The 16066-nt window shown below is 62.7% G+C and carries 21 protein-coding genes and 1 pseudogene; all 22 read left to right on the top strand.

The features are described 5' to 3' along the window. Nucleotides 1-263 precede the first annotated feature (263 nt). Complete coding sequence (locus tag ACFFJB_RS02345; protein WP_376829183.1) at nt 264-686, top strand: hypothetical protein; 423 nt, start codon at nt 264-266, stop codon at nt 684-686. Further along, nucleotides 679-930 (top strand): DUF2312 domain-containing protein, encoded by a 252-nt coding sequence (locus ACFFJB_RS02340; RefSeq protein WP_376829181.1) that lies wholly within the window; start codon nt 679-681, stop codon nt 928-930. Before ACFFJB_RS02345 ends, ACFFJB_RS02340 begins: the two co-directional genes overlap by 8 nt. 36 nt (nt 931-966) lie before the next feature. Further along, a complete protein-coding gene (locus tag ACFFJB_RS02335) occupies nt 967-1146 on the top strand; it encodes a hypothetical protein (RefSeq protein WP_376829179.1) in 180 nt (59 codons plus the stop codon). After that, nucleotides 1118-1744, top strand: coding sequence for a lambda exonuclease family protein (locus tag ACFFJB_RS02330; protein ID WP_376829177.1), 627 nt, complete (start codon nt 1118-1120; stop codon nt 1742-1744). Before ACFFJB_RS02335 ends, ACFFJB_RS02330 begins: the two co-directional genes overlap by 29 nt. Continuing rightward, complete coding sequence (locus ACFFJB_RS02325) at nt 1744-2394, top strand: ERF family protein (RefSeq protein WP_376829175.1); 651 nt, start codon at nt 1744-1746, stop codon at nt 2392-2394. Before ACFFJB_RS02330 ends, ACFFJB_RS02325 begins: the two co-directional genes overlap by 1 nt. A 2-nt stretch (nt 2395-2396) precedes the next feature. After that, entirely contained in the window at nt 2397-2768 is a 372-nt protein-coding gene (locus ACFFJB_RS02320) for a single-stranded DNA-binding protein (RefSeq protein WP_376829173.1), read from the top strand. 10 nt (nt 2769-2778) lie between these two features. Further along, a complete protein-coding gene (locus ACFFJB_RS02315; protein ID WP_376829172.1) occupies nt 2779-3168 on the top strand; it encodes a recombination protein NinB in 390 nt (129 codons plus the stop codon). Next, nucleotides 3165-3560 carry a VRR-NUC domain-containing protein gene (locus ACFFJB_RS02310; RefSeq protein WP_376829170.1) on the top strand — a complete coding sequence of 132 codons (396 nt, stop codon included), beginning with the start codon at nt 3165-3167 and terminating at the stop codon, nt 3558-3560. The genes ACFFJB_RS02315 and ACFFJB_RS02310 overlap by 4 nt, the downstream gene beginning before the upstream one ends. After that, a complete protein-coding gene (locus ACFFJB_RS02305; protein WP_376829168.1) occupies nt 3557-3907 on the top strand; it encodes an HNH endonuclease in 351 nt (116 codons plus the stop codon). The genes ACFFJB_RS02310 and ACFFJB_RS02305 overlap by 4 nt, the downstream gene beginning before the upstream one ends. Continuing rightward, entirely contained in the window at nt 3904-4677 is a 774-nt protein-coding gene (locus ACFFJB_RS02300; RefSeq protein WP_376829166.1) for a helix-turn-helix domain-containing protein, read from the top strand. Before ACFFJB_RS02305 ends, ACFFJB_RS02300 begins: the two co-directional genes overlap by 4 nt. Continuing rightward, entirely contained in the window at nt 4674-5522 is an 849-nt protein-coding gene (locus ACFFJB_RS02295) for a hypothetical protein (RefSeq protein WP_376829208.1), read from the top strand. The genes ACFFJB_RS02300 and ACFFJB_RS02295 overlap by 4 nt, the downstream gene beginning before the upstream one ends. A gap of 49 nt (nt 5523-5571) precedes the next feature. Then, a complete protein-coding gene (locus tag ACFFJB_RS02290; protein ID WP_376829206.1) occupies nt 5572-5898 on the top strand; it encodes a hypothetical protein in 327 nt (108 codons plus the stop codon). Next, complete coding sequence (locus tag ACFFJB_RS02285) at nt 5895-6212, top strand: DUF6378 domain-containing protein (protein ID WP_376829161.1); 318 nt, start codon at nt 5895-5897, stop codon at nt 6210-6212. Before ACFFJB_RS02290 ends, ACFFJB_RS02285 begins: the two co-directional genes overlap by 4 nt. A gap of 42 nt (nt 6213-6254) precedes the next feature. Then, complete coding sequence (locus ACFFJB_RS02280) at nt 6255-6851, top strand: hypothetical protein (RefSeq protein ID WP_376829159.1); 597 nt, start codon at nt 6255-6257, stop codon at nt 6849-6851. 573 nt (nt 6852-7424) lie between these two features. Next, entirely contained in the window at nt 7425-7838 is a 414-nt protein-coding gene (locus ACFFJB_RS02275; RefSeq protein ID WP_376829158.1) for a hypothetical protein, read from the top strand. 13 nt (nt 7839-7851) lie between these two features. Further along, a complete protein-coding gene (locus ACFFJB_RS02270) occupies nt 7852-9123 on the top strand; it encodes a phage terminase large subunit (protein WP_376829156.1) in 1272 nt (423 codons plus the stop codon). Further along, nucleotides 9120-11363, top strand: coding sequence for a portal protein (locus ACFFJB_RS02265; protein ID WP_376829154.1), 2244 nt, complete (start codon nt 9120-9122; stop codon nt 11361-11363). The genes ACFFJB_RS02270 and ACFFJB_RS02265 overlap by 4 nt, the downstream gene beginning before the upstream one ends. Nucleotides 11364-11444: 81 nt before the next feature. After that, the gene (locus ACFFJB_RS02260) at nt 11445-12275 is read left to right on the top strand and encodes a hypothetical protein (RefSeq protein ID WP_376829204.1); all 831 of its coding nucleotides are present in this window, start codon (nt 11445-11447) and stop codon (nt 12273-12275) included. Nucleotides 12276-12292: 17 nt separating this feature from the next. Beyond that, on the top strand, nt 12293-13555 hold the full coding sequence (locus ACFFJB_RS02255) for a P22 phage major capsid protein family protein (protein WP_376829152.1): 1263 nt from the start codon (nt 12293-12295) through the stop codon (nt 13553-13555). A 69-nt stretch (nt 13556-13624) separates the two neighbouring features. Continuing rightward, nucleotides 13625-13999, top strand: coding sequence for a hypothetical protein (locus ACFFJB_RS02250; RefSeq protein WP_376829150.1), 375 nt, complete (start codon nt 13625-13627; stop codon nt 13997-13999). Continuing rightward, nucleotides 13999-15378, top strand: a complete 1380-nt coding sequence (locus tag ACFFJB_RS02245) for a packaged DNA stabilization protein (RefSeq protein ID WP_376829202.1) — start codon at nt 13999-14001, stop codon at nt 15376-15378. The genes ACFFJB_RS02250 and ACFFJB_RS02245 overlap by 1 nt, the downstream gene beginning before the upstream one ends. Beyond that, nucleotides 15378-16066: pseudogene (locus ACFFJB_RS02240) on the top strand (hypothetical protein); the annotation flags it as partial. The gene ACFFJB_RS02245 and the pseudogene ACFFJB_RS02240, both read left to right, overlap by 1 nt.

Below are 16066 nucleotides of genomic sequence, written 5' to 3'. Positions count from 1 at the left end.
GAACGGAGGGCGTCATGAACGCCCCCCGCCTGTCTCACCGGATCCGGGCGCGCTCACGTGCGCCCGCACGAGGCCCCCACGGGGCGCGTCCTCCCTGAAACTGGCCGGGGGCTTTGACGGCTCCCGGCACCTTTTCAGACGCGACGAGACGCTGCCGCTCCAGCCTGCCAAGGATTAAAGCGGCAACGTCTCCTACAGATCGCCAGTTTTCCGTCTCTTTCGCCAAGTCGCCTCCTTTCTGAACACCAGTGGAGCACAGGCGAATGGGACGGGGCATCCAGCAACAGCGGATAAATCATCCGCAAACGGGGGCGCGAATGACAGACGCCGCCATCACTGATCTTGACCGGCTGCGCGACATGGAACGCGCCGCTGTTCGCCGGGAGCAAATGCGCTCCGGCGGATCAATAGACGACGCTCGCAGGCGAGTTGCTTCGCGGGCCGGGATCGCTCCTGGCACGCTCTACAACATCGCCCGCGACCGCCTGAAACGCCTTGATGCGCGCGTGCGCGATGCGCTCACCGCCTACGCCATCAAGGACATGGAGCGCGAAATGCGGGGGCTAGCGCATGAACTGGAAGTGGCTCGCCAAGTGGGCGGCTCTGCGCGTTCGGTGGATCTGGACCAAGTGGAAGCTCTGCTGGCGGAAGCCAAGGCGCTATTAGCGGAGGCTATACGTGAATGATGTAGCGAGCACCGGCATAGCAGCCGATGAACTGCGACAGATTGTGGAGCGCATTGAGCGCTTCGACGCAGAGATTGCGGACCTGAACGCAGGCAAGAAGGACGTTTACGCCGAAGCCCGTGGCCGTGGCTTCGAAGTGAAGATCATCAAGCAGGTCATCGCTTTGCGCCGCAAGGATGCTGCCGAGCGCCAGGAGCACGAAGCCGTCCTGGAATTGTACCTGCAAGCACTCGGCATGGCGTGACGCCCTCACGTGTAGGCGCACGCGTAGGAGGCAGCAATGCAACGCCTCAACGAAATCTACGTAGCCAGCCAGAAGGCCGAAAAGACCCGGCGGCTGGTGATCGAACAGCAAGCCAAGGCCAACGGTCTGCGCGTCATCGGATGGCGCAACGGCAAGCCGGTGGTCAGGAAATATCAGGGAGCAGGACATGCAACAGGGGAGCGTCGAATGGCTTAACGCCCGCGTCGGCAAGGTGACTGCCTCGCGCGTCGCTGACGTGATCGCCCGCACGAAATCCGGGTATTCCGCCAGCCGTGACGCCTACATGTCGCAATTGCTGGTCGAGCGACTGACCGGGATTCCGGCGCAGCAATACACCAGCCCTGCGATGCAATGGGGCACCGATACGGAGCCGCAGGCGCGTGACGCATACAGCTTCCTGCACAACGTCCGCGTCGAGCAGGTCGGCTTGATCGAGCATCCAGTGATCGGCATGTCGGCTGCTTCGCCCGACGGCCTGGTGGGCGCAGATGGCCTGGTCGAAATCAAGTGCCCGAATACCCACACGCACATTGATACGCTTCTGTCGGAGCGCATCCCGGCTCAATACGAGGCGCAGATGCTCTGGCAGATGGCCTGCACCGGCCGCGACTGGTGCGATTTCGTCAGCTTCGATCCGCGTGTGCCGGCAGAGTTGCAGATTTTCGTGAAGCGGTTCCACCGCGACGCCGAACGCATCGCCAGCATTGAGGCCGAAGTCATCAAGTTTCTTGCAGAACTGGACGACAAGCTGTCCGCTCTGCGCGCCCGCTATTACCGGCAGGAGGCCGCGTGATGACCGATCAGATCATCTCCGAAGTGATGGAAATGTCCGCCGACATTTCAGCATGGGCGCCAGCTTTCGTGGAAGCACAGAAGGCTATGGGCGACGTGATCAAGACCAAGCGCAATGACCACTTCAAGTCGAAGTATGCCGAACTGGCCGACGTGATTGACGCGGTGCAGGGCGCTCTGAACGCCAACGGGTTCAGCATCATTCAGCCCGTCTCGACGGAGGCGGGAGGGTCGGTTGTCCGCATCACGACCATGCTGATGCACAAGAGCGGCCAGTGGGTGCGATCCACGCTCTCTCTGCGCCCGGTGAAGCCTGATCCGCAGGGTGTTGGCTCTGCCATCACCTATGGTCGCCGCTATGGCCTGATGGCGATGACAGGCGTTGCTCCCGAGGATGACGACGGCAACGCCGCCAGTGGCCGCGATGGCCGCTCGCAGCCCATGCAGACGCCGCCCGCTCCGAACGCCGCCGCGACAGCCGCTGAAATCGAGCGCGAGATTGACCAGGCTGAGACTGAGGCAGCGCTGAAAGAAGTGCTCGCCCGCAATAGCCAGCGCCTCGCCGCTCTGCCTGACGCCACCAAAGAGCACCTGCGCAAGGTCTACGCGCTCAAGCAAGCCGCGATCCGTGAATTCAGCAAGGCAGCCTGACCATGAAAAACATCACCATTGCCGGCAACATTGGCCGTGACGCAGTAACCCGCACGACTGGCAGCGGCGACAAGGTGACGGGCTGGCCCGTTGCTGTCGAGGAACGTGGACCTGATGGCAAGCGCACGCTCTGGTTTGACGTGGCGCTGTGGGGTAAGCGCGGCGAAAGCCTGTCGCAATACCTGACCAAGGGGTCGCGCGTCGCTGTGTCCGGTGATCTGTCCACCCGCGAGCATGATGGGAAGACCTATCTCACCGTTCGCGCGGATCAGGTCACGCTTTTGGGCGGTGGATCCGATCGGGCAATCGCACCGGGCAATGACAACGCTGGCGGCAACTATGCCGACCAACTGTCAGACGACATCCCATTCTGATGGGCGATCCATGGCGCAGACAGTGATCCTACGCGGCGCATCGCAACGGGCCTTCGCAAAGACCCTGATTGATCGCGCACCAGTTGACGCCGTGGTGACTGTAAAAGCCGCCACGCGCACCAACGAGCAGAACGCGCTTCTCTGGTCACTTCTCAGCGAAATCAGTCGCGCAAAGCCGGAAGGCCGGCACTGGACGCCTGAGACCTGGAAATGCGCGTTCATGCACGCGCTAGGCCACCAGGTGCAGTTCGCAGATGGGCTGGATGGATCGGGGCCGTTCCCACTCGGCTTCCGGTCTTCCCGCCTCACGGTCCGGCAAATGTCTGACCTGATCGAAGCAATTCACGAATACGGCGCCCGGCACGGCGTCCGATTCCACGACTCTACGGAGGCCGTATGATTATCGCAAAGCCTCAGAGGCGCAAGAGGGTTCAGCGGGAGCTTGGCCCGCACAAGGCCATCGCCGCCTTTCTCGACTGCGCATTGCCGGAGGAATACCGCTACACGCACGTTCCGAACGGCGGCGCGCGCGATGCCCGCACTGGTGCGATGCTCAAGGCAATGGGCGTCAAGGCTGGCGTGCCGGACATGGTGGTGTTCGGTCCCGGCTCCTGGTGTGGCCTGTTGGAAATCAAGCCAGCCAATGGCGGCGCGTTGTCGCCAAGCCAGAAGGCATGGGCGGAATGGGCTGGCCAGAATAGCGTCTGCTACGCCGTTGTGCGGTCTGTCGGAGACGTTCAGGTCGCGCTGAATGACTGGCGCATCCCTCTGCGAGCGGAGGTGGCGGCATGAAGCGCAAGAGCCTCACCGCTGCCCAGCGTGTCCGCGTGTTCGATGCGGCTGGTGGCGTCTGCCATATTTGCTCACTGCGCATACAGGTGGGCGAGCCGTGGGACGTTGAGCATTGCAAGCCTCTCTGGCTCGGCGGTGCTGACGAGCCGTCCAACATGCGGCCAGCGCATATCCGTTGCCATGCGGTCAAGACGGCTGGCGAGGCGAAGACCCGCGCCAAAACCGACCGCGTGCGCGCCATTCACCTCGGCATCAAACCGAAATCCCGCAATCCGATCCCAGGCAGCAAGGCGTCCGGCTGGAAGCGCCGCATGGATGGGACAGTCGTTCGGAGGGATGCGCGATGAACGCCCCGATCCGGTTCTACACAACAGCGGAATTGATGCAGCTCTATGGGCTTGTGCCGACGTCTGTCAGGGCTGATTCCGCCCGCGCGTCAGACCGGGCCTATAAGGCACGCAAGAAGGCAGAGCGCAAGGCGGCGGAAGAGCGCAAGGAGCGCAAGCGCGCGTCAGACCGGGCCTATAAGGCGCGCAAGAAGGCAGAGCGCGAGGCGGCTCTAGCCGCAGAGGCCCAACGCAAGGCGGCGGAAGAGCGCGCCGTGCGTATGGCCGAAGAGCGCGCCCAACGCGAAGCCCACCGCAAAGCCAGAGAGCGCGAGCGAAGGCGTATCAAGCGAGCGCAGGCGCTGGCGGAACGCCAGCGCCGCGAGATGGCTGAAAAGCTTGCCCGCACCAACGCCATGCTCTCTGACCTGCGTGCGAGGGGAGAGCGTGACATCCTCCTGGTCGGCAGCGCCAAGTGGTCGCTGCTCGATGTTGAGAAGGCTGTGTGTGAGCACGCAGGAGCCACAAGGGCCAGCCTTCAGGCAGTCGCCGGGCGATCTCCCCCCTTGGTTAACGCCCGGCACGCTATCTGGTTCGTCGCCCGTCATGGGCTGCTGATGAGTCTGACAGGCATCGGCATGCGGATGAACCGCGATCATTCGAGCATCTTGTACGGCATCCGCCGCGCGGCCAAGGCTGTCGAGCGCTCCGGCATCTCCCTGACGCAACACGCACCGAACGACGCGATCCGCGTCTATGAGGCGCTGCAATCACAGGATGGCAGGCCATGAGCAAGCCGTGGCTCAAATTTTACCCGGCTGACTGGCAGTCGGAAGTCACGCTCAAGCGCGTTTCTCGCGCCGCTCGCTCGCTCTGGATCGACATTATTTGCCTGATCCATCAGGGCGGTGACGGTCGCCTGCACTTCAACGGTCAAAACCCGACTGAGCGCGACCTTGCGGCTGTGCTCGGAGATGATCCGCGCACCATCCGCAGGCTGATGCGCGAGCTGGAAGACGCAGGCGTGTTTACGAGGAACGACGAAAACTTCGTCACATCTCGACGCATACTTCGCGATAACTTTAAGGCCGAACGAGACAAGAATAACGGCAAACTTGGCGGCAACCCCGCCTTAAAAAACAATGGGTTAGCGGAAAAGGGGGTTAACCCCCGGGTTAAAGCCCAGAAGCCAGAAGCCAGAAGCCAGAGGCTAGAAGAAGAAAATAGGAGGGATGCGCGCACTGCTTCGCAGCCCGCGCCACGCGCCGCCAATTCGCGCGGCTCTACCATCCCTGACGACTGGTCGCCCAAGGCATCCCACTACGACCTCGCCCGCCAGTACGGACTGGACGCAGCGTGGGTGGATCGCCGGGCAGACGCCATGCGGGATTGGGCCATTGGCAACCGCAATCGTGCCGTCGCCCGAAAAGCAGACTGGGACCGGACATTCACCGGCTGGCTTCGCCGTGATGCAGAGCAGGCCGCCAGCCGCAAAACCCAGATCATCCCCTTCGCCAAGCATCAGGAGCGCCGCAATGGCCACGCAATCTCTGACGCACTCGCAGAACTCCATGCCATCGCAGAGGCCGCAGAGCACGGTGGGTTTCCGCCGACCGGACGCGGTTTCGGTCACTGAGGCAACCAGCTACGCCCGCATGCTGATGGGATGTTTCCCGCAGAAGGACGTGGGCGACGTGAAGTTGTTCGCCGCCGCCATGGTTCAGCTCATGAGCGACTACCCGGCCTACGTGCTGGCCGATGTGGTTAGCCCGCGATCCGGCCTGCCTGTCCAGTGCAAATGGATGCCGTCCATGGCCGAAGTGAAAGCCGCCTGCGAGGAATCCGCCGCCAGGCACGCGATGGCCCGGCGTGAGGCGGAACAGCGCCGACAGGCAGCGTCTGATCGCTGCGCCAGGCCCTGCGATCCAGAGCGCGCCGCAGCGATCCTGCGCGCAGTGTCCGACGAGTTGCGCCGCAAGGCCGCTGAGGCTGGCTTGGGAGACGCAGAATGACGCATCCAGTCCGTTCTATCCTCGACCACTGCGCCGCCATCGTTGACCAGCGCGGCCAGCCCTACGGCGGCATCGAAGACAGCTTCGCCAGAGCCGCCACGATTGCCGGCGCACTGATCGGCAAGGCGCTGGACCCCGCCGACGTGGCTCTGGTGCTTCACGCGGTCAAGCTGGCCCGCCTCGCTGGCAATCCCGGCCACGCCGACAGCTACGACGACGGGATCAACTACCTGGCTTTCGCCCGCCACCTGCGCGGCGTCCCCGCGCCGACTGTCAAAACGTATGACCCGATCAGGACACCCATCCCGATCTGAAGCCAGCCGACGCCAAGCCCATCACTGCCCAAGGACGCCCGAATGTCGAAGCTCAAGCTCAAGCTCAAGCGCAAGTCTGGTCGCAAGCCCGTGGCGGGTGTGATCCGCTCCGCATCGGGTCGCATCGCAAAAGCCCACAGGAAGCCCGTGGAGACGCAAGAACAGATTCTGGCTGTCGCCATAGCCCAGCCCCATCGAAGGGGCTTCAGCGACCCTAAGAATCCATTTTTGGGCTATTCTGTAGGCCGACTGTTCGCCGCAGGGCAGATCAGCCAGATCCAGCACGACGCAGCAGAGTGGTACGGCAAGCTCTGGCTGTCCTATCACCGGCACATCACCGGCATCACGCCGCCTCGCGTGAGCGCGCACCTGAGCGAGTTCGTCGCCGCCAGCAATTTCCGCCTTCCCCACGGCAACGACAACGAGAACTGGCACGCGATTGACCTGCTGCGCGCCCGCATGGATGGATTGCAGGAGGCTTTCGCTGAGCGCGGCCAGCACTTCACCGCAAACAAGCTACTGCCTGCGGTATGCGTGTTCGACATACCCCCAGCGGCTTGTGACGTGGTGGCGCTGCGCGAGACGCTGAACACTGTGTGGCGTTTTATGCAGAGGGGCTTGACAACCGCGCGCGCGTGACGCATTATCGGGGCCGAAATTTCTGGTGGGAGTCCGCCATTGAGCCGGGTCAAGCGCCCCGCTTGTTGATTCTGAGATTGCGACCGCCTTGGCAGAGCGCAGCGGGGATCAGGTGAGCCCAGCGGGTTCTGCCCCAGCGCACGTTCACAGACCACGGCGGCGCAAGCTAATCCACCCCAGCCGAGACGCATAGTCTGGCTTCGCTTGAGTACAAGCGTGCATCGTACCACTAGCCGCGATGTGGGGTGTAGTAATTGCGCGGTCGGTCTCTCTCTGCCCTCCCCCCTGGTGGCTATGATTGATCGCGCAAACCGTGTCTGCGCCTAGCGCTCCCCGTAACCGGGAGCACTGACGACCTGGGCATGTCGCAGAACTGCCCATACACTCCCTCGCTGGCGACGGCGACGTTCGGATCCGGAAATAACCGCCACTTGCATGAACCTGCGCTCTTAACTGCGTCCTTATGAGCACAGCTTCAGCACAAGGCACTGTCACGACAAGGCGGCCTTCGCCGGAGGCTTACGTCTCACTCAGCATCGAGTGGCTTCTCCAGATAACAGCACAGGTCGCGCAATGAGTGACAAGCCGAAAGGCGGACGGCCTACAGAATACCGCCCTGAGTATTGCGAGCGCGTAATCCAGCTTGGCCGCGAGGGAGCAAGCAAGGCGGAAATGGCGCATGCACTTGGTGTGAGCCGCAACACCCTCGACAATTGGGCAGAAGCAAACCCCGAGTTTTTGAGCGCCGTAAAGGAGGCTGTCTCGCTAGCTCAGGGCTGGTGGGAAAGTGAAGGACGCAAGGCGACGTTCGGGCTTGTTCCTGGCTTCAACGCAACAGCCTTCATCTTCAACATGAAGAACCGTTTCCCCGACGACTGGCGCGAGAAAACGCAGCAGGAAATCAGCGGACCAAACGGCGGCGCTATTCCGATTACAGCGGTGGAGAGAGTCGTTGTCAGGCCGAAGGATACAGATTCCAACGGCTGAGGTTTTCCTGCCATTGCTGGAGCCTGCGCGAGACAAGGGGGCGTTCGGCGGTCGCGGCTCAGGAAAGAGCCATTTCTTCGCTGGCCTGATGATCGAGGATTGCCTGGCTGCCCCCGGTGAGATTGGCGAGGGGATGCGAGCGCTCTGCATCCGTGAGGTGCAGAAGGATCTGACGCAATCAGCAAAGGCGCTCATTGAGGCGAAGCTGGTGGCGTTCGGGCTTGGCGAGGCGGATGGCTTCAAAGTGTTCCGCGACGTGATCCAGACGCCAGGCGACGGCATCATCATCTTCAAGGGCATGAACGATTACAGCGCCGACAGCGTGAAGTCGCTGGAAGGCTTCCGTCGCGCATGGTGGGAAGAGGCTCACACGGCCACGGCTCGCTCAATCAGCCTGCTGCGCCCGACGATGCGCGCGGCTGGAGCGCAGATGTGGTGGTCATGGAATCCGAAGCGGCGCGTTGATCCGGTTGATGTGATGCTGCGCGGGCCAGAGCGGCCCACTGGAGCCGTCGTGGTGCAGGCCAACTGGCGCGACAATCCATGGTTCACGCCGGAACTGGAGCAGGAACGGCAGGACTGTCTGCGCATGTCGCCTGACCAGTACGACCACATCTGGGAGGGCGATTACGCTACGGTGAGCGTCGGCGCTTACTACGCCGCCAGTCTGACGCAGGCGAGGAGCGAGGGCCGCATCTGCCGCGTGGTCGCTGATCCGCTGATGCAGGTTCGCGCCGTCTGGGACATTGGCGGCACCGGCGCAAAGGCCGACGCCTGCTCGATCTGGATATGCCAGTTTGTCGGGCGCGAAATCCGCGTGCTCGACTACTACGAGGCGCAGGGGCAGCCGCTCGCCACGCACGTCAACTGGCTTCGCGACAATGGCTATGGCAAGGCGCTGTGCATCCTGCCGCATGACGGCGCGACGCAGGATCGCGTTTTCGACGTGTCATATGAGAGCGCGCTGCGGCAGGCAGGCTTTGAGGTCGTCGTTGTACCGAACCAAGGGCGCGGCGCTGCAATGGCTCGCATTGAAGCTGCCCGGCGCATGTTCCCCGCCATCTGGTTCGATGAAGCGAAGACGGAAGCCGGTCGCGAGGCGCTGGGCGCTTATCACGCGCGCCGGGATGAGGCACGCGGCATCGACCTTGGGCCTGAACACGACTGGTCATCGCACGCGGCCGATGCCTTTGGCCTGATGTGCGTGGCCTACGAAGAGCCCAAGGTTAAGCGCGAAAAGAAACGTCCCGCTGGTTATGCGCGCGGCGGCTGGATGGGTGCATGAGCATGGCGGAAAGCGACAAGAAGCCAGAGAGCACGACCGCTGACGACGGTGAGTTCCTGCGTCTTGCGCATGAGCGTTACAACTCCGGCTATGAGCGCGAGCGCGAGAATATCCGCGAGGCGTATTATGACCTGGAATTCCACGCTGGCCTGAACCAGTGGGAAGATGAGGCGAGGCGTGTCCGCGAGGGCCGTCCATGCGTGACCATCAATGCCCTGCCGACGTACACGCGCCAGATCACGGGCGACATGCGCCAGATGCGTCCGGCCATCAAATGCGTCGGCGTTGACGACAACGCTGACCCGGAGACTGCCGAAGCGCTGTCGGCTGTGATCCGCTACATCGAAAACCGCAGCAAGGCGCAGTCTGCTGTCTATTCGATGGCCGCTGATAGCCAGGTTGTCTGTGGCATCGCTCACTGGCGCGTCATGACGGAATACGCCTCCGACACGACGTTTGACCAGGATATTCGGCTGGCGCTGATTGACGACGGCGTGTCCGTGATCTGGGACCCGGACAGCACGGACCTCGCCCGCTCTGACGCCCGCTGGTGCTTCGTGCCGGTTGATATGAGCCATGCGGCTTTCAAGGACCGCTACCCAGGCAAGACAGTTCAGGACTGGACGACGAATTATGCCATAGACGGTGGCTTGTGGGCGTCTGACGACCACATTCGCGTGGCTGAGTACTGGTATAAGAAGACCGTCAAGCACCGCCTCGTGCTGCTCAAGAATGGCAGCGTCTATGACCTGGACGACCCGAACGAGCGCCGCGCTGAGCAGAACGCTGAGATTGTCGAGGCGGCCCGCGCTGCCGATATGGTCGCTCGTGAAGACGCTCGCACGGTCGATGAAGTCTGGCGCGCTGTTATCTCATGCGGTGAAGTGCTTGAGGCGCCCACGCGCCACGTCGGGCGTCATATCCCGATTGTGCCGGTGATCGGCAATGAGCAGACAATCGGTCGCCGGCGCATCCGATATGGTGCGATCCGCTTCGCCCGTGATCCGCAGCGGCTGTACAATTACGGGCGTTCAGCGCAGATTGAGTTGACCGCGCTCCAGCCGAAAGTGCCGTACGTTGGCACTGAGAAGAATTTCGAGGAATACGAGGATGAATGGCAGATCGCCAACAGCGCGAGCCTGCCATATCTGCGCTACACGCCTGACCCGGCCAATGGTGGTCAGCGCCCGTCGCGTGAGCAGCCGCCTGTCCCGTCGCCTGCGCTTTTGCAGGAGATCAGCCTTGCCGCAGAAGACATTAAGCGGACCATCGGCATTTACGATGCTTCGCTCGGCGCTCAGTCTAACGAAACGTCTGGCAAGGCCATTCTCGCTCGCCAGCGTGAGGGCGACGTAGGCGCGTTTGTGTACGTGGATCATTTCACCTATGCGATCCAGCGCACGGGCGAGATTCTCGTTGACCTGATCCCGCGCATTTACGACACGGCGCGCACGCTGCGCATTGCCGGCGAAGACGGGACCATTGAAGAACTGGCGATCAACCAGCCGAACGGCATCGCTGTTGAAGGCGCTGCGCCGATCCTGAATGACCTGACCGTTGGCAGCTATGACGTAACGCTGTCTATGGGTCCGAGCTACACCACGCGGCGCGAGGAAGCCCGCGAGGGTATGCGGGAACTGGTTCAGTCGGCTCCGCAACTGTTCCCGGCTATTGGCGATCTGTACGTGCAGGCGCAGGACTGGCCGATGGCCGACAAGATGGCCGAACGCCTGAAGGCGATTGCCCCGCCGCAAATCCAGCAACTGATTGCGCAGGACAGCAAAGAGCAGCCTGCCCCGCCGCCTGAGCCATCGCCGGCTGAACAGCAGGCCATGCAGATGGAGATGGCCGCCAAGGACGCTGAGACGCGCCAGAAACTGGCTCTGGCTGCGAAAGCAGAGGCTGACGCGCAGAAGGCGCAGATTGAACTGGAGCGGCTTGCAATGGAGGCGCAGCTTGCCGCGAGCATGCCGGCAGAGCCAGTCGCGCCGCAGCCAGCCGCTGATCCTCGCGTGGACGAAATCGCCGGGGCTGTTCAGGAATTGCAGGCTGTCGTGGGCGACCTGTTCGCCATGCTGCAACAGCCGCCAGAGCCGCCGCAGGACATGCCACAGGAATTGCCGCCCGATACGATGGGCGCGCCGCCTGAGATGGCGATTGATCCAGAGATGATGCCGACAGAGCCGCCGCAGGGCGGCTCTTTGGTTGGCCCTGACGATCCCGGCCAAGCGCCGGTCTGACCTTCACGCAGGCAGGCGCATGACGCGCCAGTCGCGATGACGGGCGCCGCCCTTTGAGGCGGCTTTTTTGTGAGCACAGCAATGCAGGATGACGACCAGGTAGACGTGCCAGTGGCCGATGAGCCGCAGGCCGAAGCCGAACAGTCTGAGGTCACGACCGAAACGACGGACGAGGCCAAAACAGGACAGGAGGCTGAAGCAGACGCCGAAGGCGCAGACGCCGCAGGCGATGATGGCGACGAGCAAGAGGATGGCGAGAAGCGCAAGAGGCGGTCAGGCGTTGACCGGCTCAAGCGCAAAATCGCTGAGTTGACTGCTGAACTGGAATTGCAGCGCAGTCGCGGGCCTGTTCCCGCTGACAGTGAGGCGATCAGGCGAGCGGTTGAAGCGGAAGTGGGCGAGCCGCCAAAGATCGAGGATTTCGAGGATTATTTCGCGTATGAGCGCGCGATGACGGCCTACGAAATTGATCGACGGCTGGCAGAAAAGGAAGCGAAGCGCAACGCAGCCGCGCGTCAGGCGCAGATGACGGCTGCACAGCAGATCGCTTTGGAAGACTTCCGCGAGCGCGAGGCTGAGGTGGCGAAGGCCATCCCGGACTACGTGCAGACGATGGCGCAGGCTGGCGCAATGCCCGCATCTGATGCCGTTACCCGGCTTGTTATCGAGTCCGATAAGGGGCCACTGCTCAAGTACCATCTCGCGAAAAATCCGGCGGACCTCCAACGGCTTAACGCCATGGACCCGCTGTCTGCCGCGCGCGCTATCGGGCGACTGGAGGCCAAGCTGAGCCTGCCCACCGCAAACCGCACTTCTAAAGCCCCTCCGCCGACCGCCCCGATCAAGGGCGGCGCTGGCCCTGCATCCGATGAAGCAAAGTTGGAAGCGTGGCTGAAAGCGAAATACGGCTGACGGGCGGAGACTGACCAATGGCAAACCGCACTCTCCAGACTTCCCTCATCGCCAAGGCTGCCGTTCGCATCCTTGAAAACGAACTCGGCGCGGCCAAGGCCGTCTATCGCGGATACGAGGATGAATTTTCCAAGTCCGTGAATGGCTATGAGGTTGGCGACACCATCACCATTCGCCGCCCGGCCGACTTCACCGTTCGCGATGGCGCTGTGGCGTCCAATCAGGACGTGAGCGAGGGCAAGACCTCGCTTGTGATCGACAAGCAGAAGGGTATCGACTTCAGTTTCACGTCGAAGGAACTGACGCTCGACATCACCGAGCTGTCGGAGCGCGTCATTCGCCCGGCGATGATCCAGCTTGCCAACCAGGTGGACAAAGACCTGCTCAGCCTCGCCACGTCCGTTCCGAATTGGGTCGGCACTCCCGGCGAGAGCATCAAGGGCTTCAAGGATTTCGCCGCCGCCGTCGAGCGCCTGGACGAGCTCGGCGTCCCGAAGGGCGACCGCTCTGCCTTCCTTGCCCCGTCTGACTTCTGGGGCCTGCTCGGCTCGCAGACGAACCTTTACGTGCAGGACGCCGCTCGCGGTGCCTACCGTGAAGGCGCGCTTGGCAACATTGCTGGCGTGAACACCTTCATGAGCCAGAACGTCGCCACGTTCACCACTGGTTCGCGCTCTGGCTCGTCCATTGCGGTCAACGGCTCGATCACCGCAGCCACTGTGACGTGGGAAGCGGTGCGTGACACCAACGTCCAGACCATCAGCATTGACGGCCTTGGCGGTGCCACGCAGACGCTGGCGGCTGGTGACGTATTCACCATTGCCGACGTGTATGACGTCAACCCGGTGACGAAGCAGCCGCTGCCTTTCCTGAAGCAGTTCACCGTCGTTGAAGGTGCAACTGGCTCCGGCAGCGCCATCGCCTCGCTGAAGATCACGCCTGCGATGATCTGGAGCGGCGCGCACCAGACTGTCGCCGTGAAGGCTGGCGTAACCGATCTGGACAACAAGGCCATCACGCTCGTTGGCGCGGCCTCCACCGGCTACCGCCAGTCGATGATCTTCCACAAGAACGCCTTCGCTCTTGTGATGGCTCCGCTGGTCGCGCCGCCCGGCGCTGTCGATGTGGCCCGCGAGTCCTACAAGGGCATCTCGGCCCGTCTGGTCCCGTACTATGACGGCTCCAACGACGTGTCGCGGTACCGCCTGGACATTCTCTACGGCATCAAGGCCGTCGATCCGCGCCTTGCGATCCGCGTCAGCGGCAGCGCTGCGTCCTGACGCCTTCCGATACCATCACGACAAAAGGAGCGGCCTACGGGCCGCCCTATCCATTTCTGAGGGCATCACATGGCAAGCAAGGCCGAACTGATTGACGCGGTGCTGCAAGACCTTGGCGTGCTCTATGCCGGCCAGACTGCCGGTGCTTCTGACGCGGCGCTTGTTGAGCGGCGGCTAGAGAGCGTGCTGGCCGATCTGGCCCAGCGCAATGTCATCTATGTGCCGCCGGCTGACGATATTGACGATCAGGTTTTCCAGCTGCTGACAGACATTCTGGTTGAAACCTGCGCGCCGGCGTTTGGCCGTGGTCGCGAATATCAGGTGATCGAGCGGGCTGAATCCCGGTTGCGCACCATCGCCCGCATCGGCAAGGGCGTGCCTGGCGCTCGCCTCAAGGTTGATCGCTCGTTGCTCGGCGCGTCACGTCGGCAGGGTCGCCTCTGATGGTGGCAGTTCCCTTCCCCAAAAATTCCACGCCTGGATCGCGCCCCGGTGAGGGCGACGGTCGGCGGATCAACGCATGGGTTGACAAGGACGGCGACCGTGACGTGGTGCGCCGTTCGCCCGGCCTCGTGCATGTACTGTCCACCGGCAAGAGCGGCGTTCGCGGCGCGCTCAAGGTCAATGACGAGTGGGTGATTGTCTATGATGGCGCGGTGGTTCGCATCAGCGGGTCGACCGTAACCACGCTGACAGGCTCAATTCCCGGCACCGACGGCGTGACGCTGGCGCGCAACAACCGCACGACTGATGGTGTGTCCACGCCCGACATTGTGGCTGTGCGGGCGTCTGGCGGGGCTTACGTCATCGGGTCAAGCGCCGTCTCGGCCTACCCAGACGCTGATCTGCCGGCGACGGTCAACAGCGTCGAGTTTCTGGGTGGGTATTTTCACTTCACCGTGCCGGATGGCCGGCTGTTTGCCAGCGAGCTGAACAGCACGGACGTTAACGCGCTCAGCTTCACCACGGCAGAGAGCCGGGCCGATGGCCTGCGACGTGTGATTGCCGCCGGGTCGCTGCTGTACGCCATGGGCGAGTCCACGATTGAGCCGTACCAGAACGCGGGCACGATGCCCTACCCGATGCAGCGCGCTGCGACGGTGCTACCTGTAGGCGTCATCGCTCCGATGGCCGCAATCGGCAATGACGAGGCGTGGAATAACCCCATCTTTTTCGTGGGGTCCGACTTCACCGTGCGCGCTCTGAGCGGCTACGAAACGGCGCGGATTTCCACCCCGGACGTGGAGCGCTTCATCCAGGCGTCTGACCGGGCGTCAATCCGCATGTCGGCCTATGTCTGGCGCGGCGTGGGATTCGTCATCATCACGTCGGATCAGGGGTCGTGGGAATATGACACGACGGGCCGCGTGTGGAATGAGCGCACCAGCACTGGCGCAACCGGCTGGCGTGGTGGCCCGACGTGGTTCGACACTGACCGCTGGCTGGTCGCGGATCGCCTCACAGGCGACATTCTGACGTTCTCTGGATCCGTCTTTACCGAGAACGGCGCGGCCATGCCGGTGCATCTGGAGTCCGGCCCGGTGAAGGAATACCCGGCGCGCGTATCCATCCCGTCGCTGTTCATGGATTTCACCGAGACAGACGCCGACGTGGCTGTGTCGTGGTCGCATGACGGCGGAAAAACATGGTCCACGCCCGTTACTCGCTCACTGAAAGATGCTGAGACGTGGCCGGTGCGCGTCAATCGCCTTGGCATGAGCACGCATCACGGGCTTCGCGTGCGGATCACAACCGACACGGCGAAGGATTTCGCTTTTCTTGGCGCTAGCATCCCTGACCCTGACGCGAGGCCATCAGGCTAATGGCTGACGATCCAGACTATACAACCGGAACTGTTCCGCTTGAGGTCGATCCGCTCACCGCGCCTTACGTCATGCCACGCGAGGTGCGGCGGATTGATGGCGGTGGATTCCCGACTACAGCAATGCTGGATTGGGAACAGGCGTCGCGCAGTTGGATGGTCAAAACGACCGTGGACCTGCAACGCAAGGTGACGACAGTTGAGCAGGAGACTGCTGACGCATTCGCCCGCGTTCAGGATGACATGAGTGCTGTCGTCGGCGCTGGCGAGGCTCTGGCGTCGCGTGTGACTGCTGTTGAGGCTGGTGTTGGCGCAAACGCAGCGGCCATCATCAGTGAACAGACTGCGCGCGCGAACGGTGACAGTGCGCTGGCAAGTAGCATCAGCAGCTTGACGGCGACTGTCAGCAGTAACACCGCCGCGATAACAGCGGAGCAGACTGCGCGCGCGAACGGCGATAGTGCTCTGGCGAGTTCGATCAGCAGTCTATCCACGACGGTCGGCGGTCACACCGCGTCCATTTCCAGCCTGATGACGTCCGTGAATGGCCTTGGCGTCCAGTATGCGGTGCAGGGCTACGTCGGGGGATCATATGGCGGCTTTGTCTTCACCGGCGTGAAGCGTGCTGATGGTGCTGGCGCAACCTATCTCCTGGAAATCACGTCAAACGTCGTAATCAATGGCGATCT

The organism is Camelimonas abortus (assembly GCF_042432745.1).
In the GTDB taxonomy this organism is placed as follows: Bacteria; Pseudomonadota; Alphaproteobacteria; order Rhizobiales; family Beijerinckiaceae; genus Camelimonas; species Camelimonas abortus.
Note: the sequence above shows the minus strand (reverse complement) of the source record. Positions and strands in the feature narration are given on the sequence as shown.

Bases quoted from the DNA above. Each gene is read 5' to 3' on its own strand.
- ACFFJB_RS02345 (WP_376829183.1), top strand. From the start codon at position 264: ATGGGACGGGGCATCCAGCAACAGCGGATAAATCATCCGCAAACGGGG.
- ACFFJB_RS02335 (WP_376829179.1), top strand. From the start codon at position 967: ATGCAACGCCTCAACGAAATCTACGTAGCCAGCCAGAAGGCCGAAAAG.
- ACFFJB_RS02330 (WP_376829177.1), top strand. From the start codon at position 1,118: ATGCAACAGGGGAGCGTCGAATGGCTTAACGCCCGCGTCGGCAAGGTG.
- ACFFJB_RS02325 (WP_376829175.1), top strand. From the start codon at position 1,744: ATGACCGATCAGATCATCTCCGAAGTGATGGAAATGTCCGCCGACATT.
- ACFFJB_RS02320 (WP_376829173.1), top strand. From the start codon at position 2,397: ATGAAAAACATCACCATTGCCGGCAACATTGGCCGTGACGCAGTAACC.
- ACFFJB_RS02315 (WP_376829172.1), top strand. From the start codon at position 2,779: ATGGCGCAGACAGTGATCCTACGCGGCGCATCGCAACGGGCCTTCGCA.
- ACFFJB_RS02310 (WP_376829170.1), top strand. From the start codon at position 3,165: ATGATTATCGCAAAGCCTCAGAGGCGCAAGAGGGTTCAGCGGGAGCTT.
- ACFFJB_RS02305 (WP_376829168.1), top strand. From the start codon at position 3,557: ATGAAGCGCAAGAGCCTCACCGCTGCCCAGCGTGTCCGCGTGTTCGAT.
- ACFFJB_RS02300 (WP_376829166.1), top strand. From the start codon at position 3,904: ATGAACGCCCCGATCCGGTTCTACACAACAGCGGAATTGATGCAGCTC.
- ACFFJB_RS02295 (WP_376829208.1), top strand. From the start codon at position 4,674: ATGAGCAAGCCGTGGCTCAAATTTTACCCGGCTGACTGGCAGTCGGAA.
- ACFFJB_RS02285 (WP_376829161.1), top strand. From the start codon at position 5,895: ATGACGCATCCAGTCCGTTCTATCCTCGACCACTGCGCCGCCATCGTT.
- ACFFJB_RS02280 (WP_376829159.1), top strand. From the start codon at position 6,255: ATGTCGAAGCTCAAGCTCAAGCTCAAGCGCAAGTCTGGTCGCAAGCCC.
- ACFFJB_RS02275 (WP_376829158.1), top strand. From the start codon at position 7,425: ATGAGTGACAAGCCGAAAGGCGGACGGCCTACAGAATACCGCCCTGAG.
- ACFFJB_RS02265 (WP_376829154.1), top strand. From the start codon at position 9,120: ATGAGCATGGCGGAAAGCGACAAGAAGCCAGAGAGCACGACCGCTGAC.
- ACFFJB_RS02260 (WP_376829204.1), top strand. From the start codon at position 11,445: ATGCAGGATGACGACCAGGTAGACGTGCCAGTGGCCGATGAGCCGCAG.
- ACFFJB_RS02255 (WP_376829152.1), top strand. From the start codon at position 12,293: ATGGCAAACCGCACTCTCCAGACTTCCCTCATCGCCAAGGCTGCCGTT.
- ACFFJB_RS02250 (WP_376829150.1), top strand. From the start codon at position 13,625: ATGGCAAGCAAGGCCGAACTGATTGACGCGGTGCTGCAAGACCTTGGC.
- ACFFJB_RS02245 (WP_376829202.1), top strand. From the start codon at position 13,999: ATGGTGGCAGTTCCCTTCCCCAAAAATTCCACGCCTGGATCGCGCCCC.